Consider the following 14,325-nt stretch of genomic DNA (forward strand, 5'->3'; position numbering starts at 1 on the left):
TGTGTATAAAAAAAGAGCCCCTGAGGGCTCTAAACACATCGAATGCTGTATACCATTTTGATTGGTGAAACGGAAAATTTCTGAATCGCTCGTGATCTTTGCTTGTTGATCTGCCAGTTAACAAGATAATATAACAGGGTTACGGGCTAAATTAACTTATTACTGTTGATTTTGTTGTACTTCCTCACTGATTGTCTTCGTCACGTGACTAAGGAAAGTCGAAACGCGGCGTAGATATTCCTTCGGATGCTCACGAAAGATCAGTTCATGATGCGCGCCTTGCACAATCCATTCTTCTGAATAAGGATTCGTCTGATTGGCGGCAAGCTGTTCAGCAATCGGGTAAGGGGCCTTCTCATCTTCTGTGCCGTGAATAAAGAAGATCGGGAACGGATAGTCCTTTTTCTTCACTTCCTGATAGGGTATTTGTTGTAGGCCGGTACCGTTCAAGACCGGGAAGAGCAACTTCATAATCTCCAGCGTTGGTTGACGCGGCAAATTAATCTGATTATGAATGTTGTGGTACAACGTATCCGGCTCCAGCAGGAAGGTGCTGTCCAGAATCATAGCATCCACTTCTTTGGTCAGCAGTCCAGTTTGCAGAGCTGTCCCTGCGCCCATGGAAAATCCCCAGACAACCAGTTCCTGCGCACCGCGCTGTTTTGCAAACTGAATGGCTCCCAGCAATTGCTGAGACTCGGCTTTACCGCCAGTAGCTACCGCCCGGTTCACCTGAGAGGCAAAGCCGTAATCGAACATGACCACATTAAACCCGAGCTGGTGCGCGTAATGGGCAAGGTCATACATAGGCACCCAGGTTTCCTCACGATTCGCCCCATAGCCGTGGCTGAAGATGATCGTTTTACCTGTATCGGTATTCGCAGGGATATACCAGCCTTGCATCGTTCGGCTGCCGTCGGCTGCAGGGAATGTAATATCCTCATATTTCATGTTTTTGGCCTGCATCGGGTTTGAAAATACCGGTGCGACCGTAGGGTTGGAGAGTACCCATGCAATATAACCGTGTAAGGCAATAAAACAAAACAACAGAAAAAATACAACGGAGAGCAGCAACGCTACGACAATATGTTTGAACCGAATCAGCCTCGGTGACAACGAAGAGGGCAGATCGGACACTTTGGTATGCAGCGGGGCTTCACTCTGGGATGTCGAATACATGCACGCCCCTCCTTTGAGTTTCGGTTGAGGATAAATATGGATAAGATCATAACAGTGTGAAAATAGCATATAGGTGCTTTTTAGCACGTATTCATGACGATGACATTCTGATGCTAAAGTCATGCTTTTGTTCTTTTATCTGAATTGGTTCCCTGTCTTTATCGTATGTCCCGATATAGTCAAAGTCAATTGATTGGAGGCATTTGTTACGCAATTGTTATATAGTGCTTAAGATGTAGAGGTAACAATTCCATAGTGTGTAAATTACAGGAGATTACGATAGGCAAAATGGATATCCTTGTTCTTTTCTTTGTTTGCAAATCATCTTCAAAACGCTTCTTTCTGGTTTACAGATGAGACCGTTTCTCATATAATTTATGTAACCAAGTTTCATGTGATGAAACATGAGGAGGGCATCATGCCATGGAAGACCGCAAGTTAACCGTCCGGGCTGTAGAACGGGCGCTGGATATATTATTATGTTTTACCACGCGCAGTGATCTTGGACTCACCGAAATTGCCAGCCAGATCGGTTTGCACAAAAGTACGGTGCATCGATTGATGGCTACACTGGAGGATCGGGGGTTCGTGATACGTGATGCAGCAACCGAAAAGTATCGGCTGGGTATTCGGATCTGGGAGCTGTCAGCGCATATGTCACGTAGTGATGATCCTGCAATTTTGCTTTTACCTGCAATGGAGAGACTGCGCGATCGTTTGGGCGAGACGGTAAGTCTTTATCTTCGTGACGGCGGTGAGCGGATTCGGATTCAGGCCGTGCAGAGTGATCAGGCGATTCGGCGGGTCGCGCCTGTAGGTGTCAGACTGCCGCTTTCCGTAGGCGCTTCCAGCAAAGTGTTAATGGCATTTGCCGCAGATGAGGATCGGGAGGAACTGATGAATGGGCCGGAATGGCCTGTATTCATCGATCCGGCCGTGTATCTGGCACAGATGGAAGACATTCGTGTGAGCGGATATGCAACGAGTTATGAGGAGCGCGAGCCGGGAGCTGCCGCTGTGTCCGTGCCAATTATGGATCGCAGAGGCAACATTGCAGCAGCACTTTCCGTGTCTGGACCTGTTAGCAGGCTCTCGCAAGAGACACTACATGAGTACGCACCTGTGTTGAAAGAAGCAGCGGTGCAAATGGGATTGATGTTGCCATAGGGGCGGGCTCTTGCTTGAAGTTTTGCTCAAAAGGAATTTTCTCTCTGGAATATTAAGGTTGTATTTATGTCCAGATTACGCTACTCTGTAATGGACGACCCGGCGGGGTCGGTTGAATGTTATTTTTCAAGTTGAACAGCGGCTTGATCGCCGCAATACGTTTACGTTACTGGGGGAGTCCGAATTGTCCGGACTGAGACGGGATCGCATGAGATTCCGGACCCTTTGCACCTGATCTGGATCATACCAGCGTAGGGAAGTAATCGGCCACATGACCACAAACACCACAGTCGTTAACCCGGGATCAATGCTGTATGGCAGAAGATGCCCTTGTTGCGTGTATGGTGATGGACATCAGTCGGTTCCTTCGGAACCGGCTTTTTTATTTACAGCGGCAAGCAGAGATTCATGTGTTGTGTTTCACCATGGCAGTGACAGCATAACAATTGCGGCATACATGCCTGGATTTCTAGGTGATGTGATCGCGGTTCTCTCGTTGACTGTACATAAAAGTTGTCTCTTGGATCATTTTGGCTGCTTGTGCAGGGTCATTCCTGCTGTGCTTCTGTGCTCTGCATTTATCCAGACAGGTGTGTAAGTCAAAGCTGTCATAATGTTGGACGACATGGGCTAAAGAAGATCACAGAGGAGGAAACAGGAGACATGAATACAAGCAACCAAACGGGACAAGAGATAGGAATTGAGGAAATAGTTCGCGATGGTCATCCGGTGGAAAAGAAAACCGGAGCGGCTGGAGGGGTTCAACCCTTCCCGGGCAGCCGCAAAGTCTACATTCAGGGCTCACGACCGGACATTGCTGTACCGGAGCGTGAAATTGCCCTTCATGATACCCATACTCCCCAAGGGGTGGAGCATAATGAGCCGCTGCGTGTCTACGATACGAGCGGCCCGATGACCGATCCCGAATTCCAGATGGATATTCGTAAAGGATTACCTGCGCTCCGAAATCACTGGATCATGGAGCGCGGTGACGTAGAAGAATATAAGGGGCGAGCGGTTAAACCGGAGGATAACGGATTGAAGCCTGGAGGGCGAAGAGCCGGGGCAGAGGAGTATCCGGGATTCCGCGGGCAACCGTTACGTGCCCAGGCTGGGCGGTGTGTCACGCAGATGCATTATGCGCGGCAGGGTGTGATTACGCCAGAGATGGAGTACGCCGCTATTCGTGAAGGCGTAGAGCCTGAATTCGTGCGGCAGGAACTGGCGAGTGGCCGGGCGATTCTTCCATCCAACATCAATCACCCGGAGAGTGAGCCGATGCTGATTGGTCGTCATTTTCACGTGAAGATCAACGCTAATATCGGCAATTCCGCCGTATCTTCCTCCATTGAGGAAGAGGTGGAGAAGATGACCTGGGCTGTGCGCTGGGGATCGGATACAGTGATGGATCTCTCTACAGGCAAAGACATTCATACGACACGGGAATGGATCATCCGTAACTCCCCAGTGCCGATTGGTACGGTACCGCTCTATCAGGCGCTGGAGAAGGTGAATGGCGAGGCGGAGGCACTCACTTGGGAGTTGTACCGAGATACGCTGATTGAACAGGCGGAGCAGGGTGTGGACTATTTTACGATTCATGCAGGTGTGTTGCTCCGATATATTCCGATGACAGCGAAACGGATGACGGGCATTGTGTCTAGAGGCGGGTCAATTATGGCGGCGTGGTGCCTGGCACATCATCAGGAGAACTTTTTGTATACCCATTTTGAAGAAATCTGTGAAATTATGAAAAGGTATGACGTAGCATTCTCGCTTGGGGATGGACTGCGTCCAGGCAGCATCTACGACGCCAATGACGAGGCACAGATGGCAGAGCTGGCAACGCTCGGGGAATTAACACAGATCGCGTGGAAGCATGATGTACAGGTGATGATTGAAGGGCCGGGGCATGTACCGATGCACAAGATCAAGGAGAATGTGGATTTGCAGATGGAAATCTGCCAGGAAGCACCGTTTTATACCCTCGGGCCGCTGACTACGGACATTGCACCCGGATACGATCATATTACGTCTGCCATTGGTGCGGCGATGATTGGCTGGTTTGGTACGTCTATGCTCTGCTATGTTACACCGAAGGAGCATCTGGGGCTTCCGAACAAGGATGATGTGCGTGAAGGGGTTATTGCTTATAAAATAGCCGCCCATGCCGCCGATCTAGCCAAAGGCCACCCGCGCGCCCAGCGCCGGGATGATGCGCTGTCGAAGGCACGCTTTGAGTTCCGCTGGAGAGATCAGTTTAACTTGTCCCTGGACCCGGAACGGGCGCTGTCCTACCACGATGAGACGCTGCCCGCAGAAGGGGCGAAGGAGGCACATTTCTGTTCCATGTGCGGACCGAAGTTCTGCAGTATGCGCATCACGCAGGACATCCGTGCCTTTGCCGCTGATCGCGGCCTGAACGACGAGGAAGCGGTTGCCGCCGGGATGCAGGCGAAGGCTGAGGAGTACCGGGCGAGGTAATACTAGGGCGTGTCTTTAAACCACTGAAGTGAATCTTTTACCGGCCTTTTGCCCTTTATTGCGTCAGTTTCCCTTGACGTGCCCTGGCACGCCTGTGGGGAACTTCGTAGCTTGGAACGGATGTTTGGCAAAATAGGCTTCCTTCAGCGTTTTCAGACACGCCCTAATCAATTTTGTTCCATATACGAAACAAGATACCAGCGATTACAAATAATAGACCGTCGGACAATCTTAAATTACCTGCATGCAGGATAGCGGAACAACTCATACCTAATATGAACAGGATAAGAATATAAAGAAATTTCATAATATTAATTACCTCGTATCTTTATATTAAGGTGTCAGGTGGTTCCCCAATCTGTACAGAGAATAATCTAGATTCTAACGATCTCCACAAACCTTATTTTGGCGCTTTTGCCGCGAAAAAAATTCTAACGATCCCCAGCGACGCTATTTCGCTGAAACTAGCCGAAAAAGGGGTGATTCGCTGCTGAAAACCTAAAATAAGGTTTCTCATGATCGTTAGAATTCCAATGAAGCTGATATGAGGCAAATAGCGTTCTCTCAGATCGTTAGCGGTAAGAAGGGGCTATCGGAATTCTCCTGCGATCATCTTTTGATTGTATAAATCCTCTAACAGGAATCGCATCATGCTTACTCGTAGTATCCCTTCGCATAAACGGCTGCTGTTGAGAAGCAGAGATGCTTCATTTCATCCTGCTGATTTTCGGGCGGCATCTCCAGAAACCACGGCTCCTTCATATCCTCTCGGTTCATGGGTACTGGACGCCACAGAATCAAGCCGATCTGATCAAACTGGAAACTGCATCCGAGCTCTGGGTCTTCACGATCGTATGGTGCAATGGCATCCAATTGCGGAATCAGAACGTCAGCTTCGGTGCCGAGCAGATCGAGTTCTCCCAGCATACACGTATACTCATCACTTTCATAAAATTCAATAAAATGTGCCTTGCCTTGAGCATCATACTCCACTTTGGGATCAAAGCTGAAAGCCTCCGTTTGTTCAACTTCATTCTGTGTCATGCCTAGCCGGATATCCCCGATGGATTGACCTGGTTCTACAGCGAGACGTTTCATGGTTTCGTTCCCTCCGAAATAAAAGTGTACATGCATGTAGAGCTATGATGAAATAAGTACAATGTGAAACGGATGTGCTGAGTACACGATGAGATAAAGCACAACAAGGATGTTATGTTCGTCTCTTAAACGATCTTCGTGATACCGATATCCTGCTCCAGACTCGCACCTAACCCCGAAAGAGGAGTATAGATGGTAACGTCTGCATCAGCAGACACCTGCTCAGCGGCTGGGGCCATCGAGAGCTGAGCAGTAACAAGACAGGTATCCTTGCGTTCAAGAGCAAGCTGTTGCAATGCATTTTTCAATGCCGCGAGGTAGCCTTCCTGATCGCCACGCATAACCATGTCGAATAGACCTGGCAACAACACGGATTCAAGCTCAGGCTTGTCCTTTGCTGCCGAATGTCGATCGATATACGCACGATATCGAGCCATTGTAGGTTGTACGGTGGCGGGGTTGGTGAACGCGAGCAAATACCTCTTCGGATGGGTTAGCATCATGGTGAGCAGTGAATCGTCAATACCCGTTACCGGAATCGGCAACGGTTCTTTCGTCTGATCCAGCACGGCTGCGAACAAGGTGCACGTGACAAGAATGGCATCTGCGTGACAGCGGCTTATCCATTGCAGCGTCTGATTTACTTTTTCCCGAACAAGGGCACTGCTGAAATCCTCATCATGCTTTAGCCGATCCAGACCAGGGTCTACATAGTGAACCAGTTCGATATTATAGGAAGTCAGAGCTTGTTCAATCAAGCGGATATTGGAGTGATGCGCGTGGAAACAGGCAATCGTGCTCATAGGATAGGCGGTCTCCTTTATGTAGAGATAGGTAGAAGGCACGACAGTTCATCGCCATGAGTGATACATAGGTAGGCATCATCGTAGATGAAAGGTCACCCTTACCCGTAGTATAGGGAGCCGCCTTAGTGATGTAAAGCGTTATCTCATGTTCATTGAGACGTTTTTCTTCGCCATTTTTTGCTGTAAAATTTCATGGAAGGATAAGCCTTGAGTGTTCTCATTTTCCTTTTTCGGAGCAGCGGTCGCCGTGTTGCGCGGATATTGGTGGTGATACGGGATCATTTGCTGAATAGGCATGCGGATCATCTTGGTTCCTCCTTACATGCATGATAGACATGCATCGTTTGTATAATATGTATTTCATAATGAGTTACGTCGGGTGATATAAAGTGAAGATAGCTGAGTCAAGTGCGCATATAGGTACATATGACTTGTTACATGAAATGGTTCATATGAAGTCAGAAATCCGACTTGGATGTAGTGATTTTACCCGGTATTTTGGAGATGTAAACGGTTTTAGGGAAATTCAGGAACAAAGAACCTGATATAAAACGGGGAATATGGGATCAGGGGAACGGTTGTTATGCGAATGGTCCTAATTTTGAGGAAGTCAATGGTGCTTGCTTCTAAGGCATATGTCCAAGTGACTAGGTATGAAAAATGCTAACTAACTTGGTACTATGGTCGGGGGATATGGAACGGAAAATGTCAAAAAAGCTGCCAAGATTTCTTGACAGCTGCTGATTTCCTTATTCAACTCGCCTCTTTCATTCGCTTGCTCCTTGATAAGAAAGAGGGAAGAGAAACGTTATCTGCGTTCTTTTACCGCAATATAAACATCCACCTGTGTATGCTCGGGGTCCAGACTGCGTTGATCGTAGTATTCAAAATCGCCGGTAAATGTACGGTCTTGCTGATGGCTCCACGTCCACACCGTCCCCCATACTTCACTGACTACCTCAACCATGGGTCCAGTTCGTGAAGTGAATACCGCATAGGTAGCAGGAGGTAGCTGCACCTCATCGAATCCTTCAGGTAAACGATCTTCCTTGCCAACTTCATGCCCGATCAAAATGGTATATTCACCAGCAATACCGTCTGTGTAATCCGTGTAACAGCCGTAGCGTGGAGCATCGGGTGCTGGTATATGTTCGGAGGCAAAATAACGCCCCCACAACGCGCCGATGCTGCCTTGACCGCTCATCTCTATCGCGTTGGTTGTACGTGCTGACAGCCCGGCTAGGCGTTTGCCAGGAAGGGTTACATAACGGACAGGCTCGCTGTAAAACGGAGCGTCCCTTGCTGGATTATATGCATCTGATGGAGATAATGGCTCGTTTGAACTTATTTTTCCTGCCAAGGTGTTATAGGGCGCAGTAGTCCCGTCCTCAGCACTTTGAGCATTTCCTGCATTCCGCCACCGTTTCAGAACAGGCAGCTGGTTGCGCAGCATTGAGCGAGCTGATTCCTCGTCCATCCCTTCTTCTTTGAGTATAGCGGTGCACATCTCGATCATGCCTTCTAGTGACATCCCCGGTTGCTCAAACTTACCATCCTTGTAACAATAAATGCAGTATTCGCGGGTTTGGCTGCCATCTAACTCCGTGCCAAATTGCTCGGTGCTGGTTAGCGGCATTCCACAGCTCTGACATACGGTAACGTTCATGATTCATTCCTCCTTGGGTATTGTACAACTTCAACGTGAACATAGTTGAAGTATACGGGGAGGAACTGGACAGCTGTCTGTCAGGTTTGAGCTGAGGTTTTATAATTTTGCACAATTTGCTCTGCCATACGGCATACATTGTCCCGAATATGCAGAGGCTCCAGTACCTCCACGTCTGCGCCAAAGCCGAGAATGAAGCCATATAGCCAGTTATCCTCAGGAAAAGCAATCTGGCTAATATAATACCCGTTGCCGTCAGGCAATACATTTTCAATACCAAACCATTCTTCCGCGAGATGACGGGCACGGGCATGGAATTTCAGTGTGAGTCCAATGTGATTGTTCGGACGGCTCCATTCCTGCTGCCACGGCCTGTCCTGAAGGTTGATGGATTGGCGTTCAAAATGCTGCTCAGCAAGCACAACCTCTTTCATGCGCACCAGTTTGAACATGCGGAATTCATTCCGTTCGTGGCAAAAGGCGTACAGATACCACGCGTGCCTTTTCAGCACAAGGGTGTGTGGATCAACCGTACGACAGGTCTCTGCACCTTCGGCGCTGCAATAGGCAAAATGAATGCATTGAAGTTGATCGATTCCCTGATCGATGACTTTTAATTTCTGTTGCAGTGCTTCAGGGTGTGTCCACGTTGAATAATCCACGATGAATCGGTGCGTGCTTGCCTGGAAATCTTCATTTTTGGCTTCTGGCACGATACTGCTCAGCTTCTCTACCAATAACTCACGCGCAGTATTCGTATGAGTGGTTGAGATGCTGCGCAGTGCTGTAACGATGGAAGCAAGATCCTTGTCCGTTAACAAGTTGCGATCCAGCCGGTAACCTTCTGCCAGCCCGATTCCACCGCTTGCGCCCTGATATGTCACCACGGGAATTCCAGCTTGGCCTAATGTGTCGATGTCCCGATAAATCGTACGTATGGATACCTCAAACATGTCGGCCAGGTCTTTGGCCTGCAAACGCCTGCGATTAATGAGCAGTACCACAATGGCTAACAAACGCTCCAGTTTCATAGCTATATCTTCCTTTTTTAATAGTGTCTATAGAATTGGACAGCATTTACACTGAACACTCCAATGACAGAATAACCTTTCAATCGCTGTTATCCCCAGATTTTTTGGATTCCCTTTTCCAAAGGGGAAAATCCGGGGATAAAGGCGAACGCTTCGCTTTTTCAGGTTTTTTCTGTCCTCTCCGTTAAAGTGTAAAAGAAAAGTCAAACTTATATAACATTGCTTTCAATTGTGTATGTGGGAGTTATCTGTTAGATTCATAGGTATTATATGCCCAGCATCCCATATAGGAGTGAAATAAGCAATGAAGCGAATTACGATTCTGATTGCGGACGATGAAATAGAGATCGCGGATCTGGTTGCTTTACATTTACAAAAGGAAGGCTATCATACCGTCAAGGCATCTGACGGACAGTCAGCACTGCAGGCTGTTCAGACACAAGCCATCGATCTGGCGGTACTGGACATTATGATGCCGGGTATGGACGGGTATGAGGTGACCCGTAAAATCAGGGAACAGCATCATTTTCCAATCATTTTCCTGAGTGCGAAAACATCGGACATGGATAAAATCACAGGGCTTGTGATGGGTGCCGATGACTATATGACCAAGCCATTTAATCCGATGGAGCTTGTGGCTCGCGTCAACTCTCAACTACGGCGTGCTTTGCAGTTCAGCCAGTCCACAGCTACAGCACAGCGCTCGGTTTTGGAAAAAGGTGGACTTGTTATTGTACCCGACCAGCACAGCGTAACGCTTTACGGTAAACCGCTGGAGTTAACACCGAAGGAATTTGACATTCTAGTGTTGCTTGCCAGCAATCCAAAGCAGGTATTCAGCGCAGAAAGCATTTTTGAAAAGGTGTGGGGCGAGGCGTATTTTGAAAGCGGCAATACCGTCATGGTACATATTCGCACGCTGCGCAAGAAACTCGGAGAAGATGTGAACAAGAACAAGTTCATCAAAACCATCTGGGGTGTGGGGTACACGTTCAATGACTAAACGGAGAAGTTTTCGCACAACAATGATTATGCTGCTTGGTCTGAGCATGCTAGCTTCTGGCGTCGTCACGTTTATCGTGTATAAGCTGTTGCAGATGTACTACGCAGGGGTGAGGCGGGAAGACCCGCTGGCAGAATATCGTAATATCATGAGAAGTATTGGCGATTTATATGTCTTTATGCTGCTTTTCATCCCACTTGCGATTTTATTTTTCTACTTGTTTACCAGACGTTACGTTACGTATTTCAAAGAGATTTCCGCAGGCATTAATCACTTGGCTAACGGGGATTTTGATCATCAGGTACAGATTGTGGCCAAAGACGAATTGGGTACGATTGCGGAAAGTGTTAATATGGCGAGCCAGAAGCTGCGAGAAGCGGTGAAACGAGGGGATTTTGCCGAAAACAGCAAAGACCAGCTCATCGTAAACCTTGCGCATGATCTGCGCACACCGCTGACCTCGGTACTGGGATATCTGGATTTGCTGATGAAGGATGAGCAGTTGACAGAGGAACAGGCGCGGCATTTTATAGCGATTGCGTTCACCAAGTCCCAGCGGCTTGAGAAGTTAATTGATGATCTGTTTGAGATTACACGAATGAACTATGGCATGTTACCTGTACGCAAAACGCGGCTGGACTTGAGCGAGCTGTTGAAGCAGATGAATGAGGAACTTTATCCTGTTTTTGAAAAAAATAATCTGGTCACCCGTTTACATATTGATAACGACCTTACCGTATCAGGAGATGGTGAACTGCTTGCGCGTGTGTTCGAGAATCTGCTAATCAACGCTGCCAGGCATGGCAAGGATGGTATGTACGTAGACATCAAAGGATTTCACGATAGTGGTCGGGTTGTCATTCAGGTGACGAACTATGGGGGACATATTCATCCCGATGATCTGCCGCACATCTTTGACATGTATTACACCGGAGATCGGGCACGGACCGTGCAAGAAGGCGGTACGGGTCTTGGACTGTTTATCGCGCGTAATATCGTGGAGCAGCATGAAGGTATAATATCGGCTGTAAGTGATGTGGTACATACGATGTTTGAGGTTCGCCTGCCTGTTTTCCAGCAGCTTTCTCATGAAACTTAAGAAAAATTTAAACATTGCCCTGCGTTTTCTTTAAATTGTTTTGTCTATCCTTGAATCATGAGAGGAAGGAGGAACAATCATGAAAAAGTGGGGCTTTCTGATATGCATCATTTTGATTGGATATATCGTAACGCAATCAACGGCAGCTTTGCAGCAGAAGGAAGAGTTGCCGATTGTTATTTTGGACACCGATGAGAAATACACGGGGTACCGAGAAGCGGCGACACAAGAAATGAAACAGCAAATACATAAAGGTAGTCTGGTCTTAGTTAATTCCGAGCATCCGATACATCCTGAAGGCGTTCGCCCCGATATTGTATATGTGGCTGACGAGGAAAACCTGCTTCAAGGCTTCGGAATCATGGATCAGACGTTGATGTTGTCCCGTGAGGTCACAGCAAAATTTCAGAAGATGGTTGAGGCTGCCGGTAAAGAGGGAGTACGCTATTTTCTGATGAGTAGCGGGTACAGAGATTTTGAGAAGCAGGACGAGCTGTATCGGCAAAAGGGTTCGGACTACGCGTTGCCTGCGGGCTATAGCGAGCACAATCTGGGGTTATCCCTGGATATAGGTTCAAGTCTGGCCCCAATGAGTGAGGCTCCTGAGGGAGCGTGGCTGGAGAAAAATGCGTGGAAATACGGTTTTATTTTGCGATATCCCAAAGATAAAGTGAACGTGACAGGCATCCAGTATGAACCCTGGCATTTCAGATATGTGGGCATGCCGCATAGTGCGGTGATGCACAAGAATCAGATGGTTTTGGAAGAGTATCTGGAGATGTTAAGAGAAAAGAGAGACGTTAGCGTTGATCTGAACGGCATTACATATGATATCCATTATTATCAGGTGTCGAAGGGTGCGAAGATTTATCTGCCAGAGAATGATGCCTATGACATCTCCGGTGATAATATGCAAGGGGTTATTGTTACGGTTGAAAAATCCTCTTGATGATGGAGGGAGAGACAGCATGGGACAGAACAAGACGAACGAGCAGTATAGGCAACAGGGTCAAAAAAATTATAAAAAAATCAAACTTTTTGATGTCAACCAACGTCATAAGAATCATAGTCATCATCGCAAAGAGATAAGGCCCAATCCGCTTCGAATCCTCTGGATTGCCCTATTCGTGATCTATCTCTATTTGCTGACCAAACTGATTTTGTTTAAAGGAGGGCCCGTGGATGCAGGTGTGGTATGGGACAGAGTGATGGGGCTACTGCGTCAACCGGATCTGATCCATACACGAACTGTAAATCTGACGCCGTTTCAGGAGATCAAACGAGACTGGCACAGTCTGTCCGTTCATCACCGATCAGGAACAGCAATTCACTTAGTAGGCAATATCCTTGCATTTGTGCCGTTTGGTGTATGGGTTACGTGTATGGTACGCCATTCTTTTTTCGCCGGGATTCATGTGCTGTTTCTATCCTTTCTACTTAGCTTGGGATATGAAGTGACACAGCTGCTGACGGGAATGGGTATCTTTGATGTGGATGATCTCATGCTGAATTCACTTGGCGGAATGATCGGATATCTGGTGTATACGGTGTTGTTGGTTATGAACAAGCTATTTACAGGGTTGAAATCAAGAGTGGCTGCAAATAACTAGGTGATTGGCGATGAAACCACTAGGAGAGTAACTGTGAGAAGAGATCCAAGTCTCACTTCATGATTAAGGAGAGATTACATTGATTATTATGGCTGTGCTGTTGATTAGTACAGGGCTTATGTTTCTGGTATATCCGCAGAGTACAGCAGGTGCTGCAGACCAGCAAATAAAGAACCGTCGATCTGCGGCAAGGTGGGTTGGAGCAGCTTTGATCGTCATGTCGTGTTTCTTTCTGTTGATGGGCACGATGCAACTGTTCGATGAATCTTCACATTATATTGGGCATTAAGCGAATCTCCCTGTGAACGCACTGTTTGTAGCGTTGCGTGAGGGAGAGTTTTTTTATAGAGATATGGAGGTGAGTGCTTTAAAAACATGGGAAATATGAAAACCTTAACTCTACCCTGTAGACTTCAGAGATCTGTCCCCCTCACGGCGCTAACGATCATGACAGACCTTATTTGGCTGATTTTGCCGAGTTACAAATTCTAAAGATCACCAGAAACGCTATTCGGCTCAATTTTAGCTGAAATGGGGATAAAACGAGGGGGATTTACTTAAATAGCGTCTCTACGGATCGTTAGAATTTCAAAAGGCTGTTTTGGAGCGAAATAAGGCTTCTCATGATCGTTAGAGTCGTTAGCATTTTGACTGCCCATTTTGTTGATGTCGATTTCTTAACTGTAGTTCCTTCCTGCGACGGATACAATTTGGATTTGTTCGCCAATACTTGTATGTTCACTATACTCGGAGGAGGGCTCGAATTGATTTTGTTAGCTAGAGAGCTTGCTGGAAGAATGAGAGCATTGATCGCAATCGAAAGTGAGATCGCAGACGCAACACATAGACAAGAAGAGGAACAGGCCATACGAGAGTTGGAAGAGAAAAGGTCCACACAGATTCGCAGCTTCACACGCGATGAATTATTAGTCATCAAAACGGTAATGAATGTTGGCCGATGCGAAAGAGGTTATCGTTATTATGCCAACTCAGAGCATTCAGATTATTACGAGATCATTCACCTGCCTATTGAGTTGAATGAGCATGAGCTGATGCAGAAGTATTCATATTATCTGGTACATAAAACGGAACGCGAGCTTGCAGATAGAATTGAGTATTATACGGCTGTTTCTGAACAACTGAAGGAAGGCATGGATATTTTGAAAATCTAGGAGGTAGATC

Annotated in this window: 15 protein-coding genes and 1 riboswitch; of the genes, 9 read left to right on the forward strand and 6 right to left on the reverse strand. The window is 47.2% G+C overall.

What is annotated here, in order from left to right; translation table 11 throughout:
• Positions 1-159 precede the first annotated feature (159 nt).
• Complete coding sequence (locus EC604_RS25540; protein ID WP_123066851.1) at positions 160-1,179, reverse strand: alpha/beta hydrolase; 1,020 nt, start codon at positions 1,177-1,179, stop codon at positions 160-162.
• Positions 1,180-1,602: 423 nt separating this feature from the next.
• Here EC604_RS25540 and EC604_RS25545 point away from each other — a divergent pair, with 423 nt between their 5' ends.
• The 3 genes from EC604_RS25545 (at position 1,603) to thiC (ending at position 4,830) form a co-directional block, all read left to right on the forward strand.
• Positions 1,603-2,346, forward strand: a complete 744-nt coding sequence (locus tag EC604_RS25545) for an IclR family transcriptional regulator (protein ID WP_090924571.1) — start codon at positions 1,603-1,605, stop codon at positions 2,344-2,346.
• Positions 2,347-2,507: 161 nt separating this feature from the next.
• Positions 2,508-2,621: riboswitch (TPP riboswitch) on the forward strand.
• Positions 2,618-2,944 carry a hypothetical protein gene (locus EC604_RS29770; protein WP_151458122.1) on the forward strand — a complete coding sequence of 109 codons (327 nt, stop codon included), beginning with the start codon at positions 2,618-2,620 and terminating at the stop codon, positions 2,942-2,944. (Overlaps the previous riboswitch by 4 nt.)
• Before the next feature lie 65 nt (positions 2,945-3,009).
• Positions 3,010-4,830 carry a phosphomethylpyrimidine synthase ThiC gene (gene thiC, locus EC604_RS25550; RefSeq protein WP_240037216.1) on the forward strand — a complete coding sequence of 607 codons (1,821 nt, stop codon included), beginning with the start codon at positions 3,010-3,012 and terminating at the stop codon, positions 4,828-4,830.
• Between the two features lie 654 nt (positions 4,831-5,484).
• On the opposite strand, the gene EC604_RS25555 is transcribed toward thiC, so the two are convergent.
• From EC604_RS25555 to EC604_RS25570, 5 genes are all read right to left on the reverse strand, one after another.
• On the reverse strand, positions 5,485-5,928 hold the full coding sequence (locus EC604_RS25555) for a hypothetical protein (RefSeq protein WP_123066852.1): 444 nt from the start codon (positions 5,926-5,928) through the stop codon (positions 5,485-5,487).
• Positions 5,929-6,053: 125 nt separating this feature from the next.
• Positions 6,054-6,731, reverse strand: a complete 678-nt coding sequence (locus EC604_RS25560; protein WP_123066853.1) for an aspartate/glutamate racemase family protein — start codon at positions 6,729-6,731, stop codon at positions 6,054-6,056.
• 141 nt (positions 6,732-6,872) lie between these two features.
• Positions 6,873-7,040, reverse strand: a complete 168-nt coding sequence (locus tag EC604_RS30030) for a hypothetical protein (RefSeq protein ID WP_161557043.1) — start codon at positions 7,038-7,040, stop codon at positions 6,873-6,875.
• 502 nt (positions 7,041-7,542) lie between these two features.
• Complete coding sequence (locus EC604_RS25565) at positions 7,543-8,400, reverse strand: zinc ribbon domain-containing protein (RefSeq protein ID WP_123066854.1); 858 nt, start codon at positions 8,398-8,400, stop codon at positions 7,543-7,545.
• Between the two features lie 80 nt (positions 8,401-8,480).
• The gene (locus EC604_RS25570) at positions 8,481-9,431 is read right to left on the reverse strand and encodes a helix-turn-helix transcriptional regulator (RefSeq protein ID WP_090924566.1); all 951 of its coding nucleotides are present in this window, start codon (positions 9,429-9,431) and stop codon (positions 8,481-8,483) included.
• Between the two features lie 304 nt (positions 9,432-9,735).
• Between EC604_RS25570 and EC604_RS25575 the strand changes: the two genes are divergently transcribed.
• From EC604_RS25575 to EC604_RS25600, 6 genes are all read left to right on the forward strand, one after another.
• Positions 9,736-10,434, forward strand: a complete 699-nt coding sequence (locus EC604_RS25575) for a response regulator transcription factor (RefSeq protein WP_123066855.1) — start codon at positions 9,736-9,738, stop codon at positions 10,432-10,434.
• Entirely contained in the window at positions 10,427-11,533 is a 1,107-nt protein-coding gene (locus EC604_RS25580) for a HAMP domain-containing sensor histidine kinase (protein ID WP_123066856.1), read from the forward strand. The genes EC604_RS25575 and EC604_RS25580 overlap by 8 nt, the downstream gene beginning before the upstream one ends.
• 79 nt (positions 11,534-11,612) lie before the next feature.
• The gene (locus EC604_RS25585; protein WP_123066857.1) at positions 11,613-12,482 is read left to right on the forward strand and encodes a M15 family metallopeptidase; all 870 of its coding nucleotides are present in this window, start codon (positions 11,613-11,615) and stop codon (positions 12,480-12,482) included.
• A 19-nt stretch (positions 12,483-12,501) separates the two neighbouring features.
• Positions 12,502-13,143 carry a VanZ family protein gene (locus EC604_RS25590; RefSeq protein ID WP_123066858.1) on the forward strand — a complete coding sequence of 214 codons (642 nt, stop codon included), beginning with the start codon at positions 12,502-12,504 and terminating at the stop codon, positions 13,141-13,143.
• A gap of 79 nt (positions 13,144-13,222) precedes the next feature.
• Positions 13,223-13,432, forward strand: coding sequence for a hypothetical protein (locus EC604_RS25595; RefSeq protein ID WP_123066859.1), 210 nt, complete (start codon positions 13,223-13,225; stop codon positions 13,430-13,432).
• Between the two features lie 475 nt (positions 13,433-13,907).
• The gene (locus tag EC604_RS25600; RefSeq protein WP_123066860.1) at positions 13,908-14,315 is read left to right on the forward strand and encodes a hypothetical protein; all 408 of its coding nucleotides are present in this window, start codon (positions 13,908-13,910) and stop codon (positions 14,313-14,315) included.
• Positions 14,316-14,325 lie beyond the last annotated feature (10 nt).

It is taken from the genome of Paenibacillus amylolyticus (assembly GCF_003719335.1).
In the GTDB taxonomy this organism is placed as follows: Bacteria; Bacillota; Bacilli; order Paenibacillales; family Paenibacillaceae; genus Paenibacillus; species Paenibacillus amylolyticus_D.

Bases quoted from the DNA above. Each gene is read 5' to 3' on its own strand.
- EC604_RS25580 (WP_123066856.1), top strand. From the start codon at position 10,427: ATGACTAAACGGAGAAGTTTTCGCACAACAATGATTATGCTGCTTGGT.
- EC604_RS29770 (WP_151458122.1), top strand. From the start codon at position 2,618: ATGACCACAAACACCACAGTCGTTAACCCGGGATCAATGCTGTATGGC.
- EC604_RS25545 (WP_090924571.1), top strand. From the start codon at position 1,603: ATGGAAGACCGCAAGTTAACCGTCCGGGCTGTAGAACGGGCGCTGGAT.
- EC604_RS25565 (WP_123066854.1), bottom strand. From the start codon at position 8,400: ATGAACGTTACCGTATGTCAGAGCTGTGGAATGCCGCTAACCAGCACC.
- EC604_RS25555 (WP_123066852.1), bottom strand. From the start codon at position 5,928: ATGAAACGTCTCGCTGTAGAACCAGGTCAATCCATCGGGGATATCCGG.
- EC604_RS25590 (WP_123066858.1), top strand. From the start codon at position 12,502: ATGGGACAGAACAAGACGAACGAGCAGTATAGGCAACAGGGTCAAAAA.
- EC604_RS25560 (WP_123066853.1), bottom strand. From the start codon at position 6,731: ATGAGCACGATTGCCTGTTTCCACGCGCATCACTCCAATATCCGCTTG.
- EC604_RS25585 (WP_123066857.1), top strand. From the start codon at position 11,613: ATGAAAAAGTGGGGCTTTCTGATATGCATCATTTTGATTGGATATATC.
- EC604_RS25540 (WP_123066851.1), bottom strand. From the start codon at position 1,179: ATGTATTCGACATCCCAGAGTGAAGCCCCGCTGCATACCAAAGTGTCC.
- EC604_RS30030 (WP_161557043.1), bottom strand. From the start codon at position 7,040: ATGATCCGCATGCCTATTCAGCAAATGATCCCGTATCACCACCAATAT.
- EC604_RS25570 (WP_090924566.1), bottom strand. From the start codon at position 9,431: ATGAAACTGGAGCGTTTGTTAGCCATTGTGGTACTGCTCATTAATCGC.
- EC604_RS25575 (WP_123066855.1), top strand. From the start codon at position 9,736: ATGAAGCGAATTACGATTCTGATTGCGGACGATGAAATAGAGATCGCG.
- thiC (WP_240037216.1), top strand. From the start codon at position 3,010: ATGAATACAAGCAACCAAACGGGACAAGAGATAGGAATTGAGGAAATA.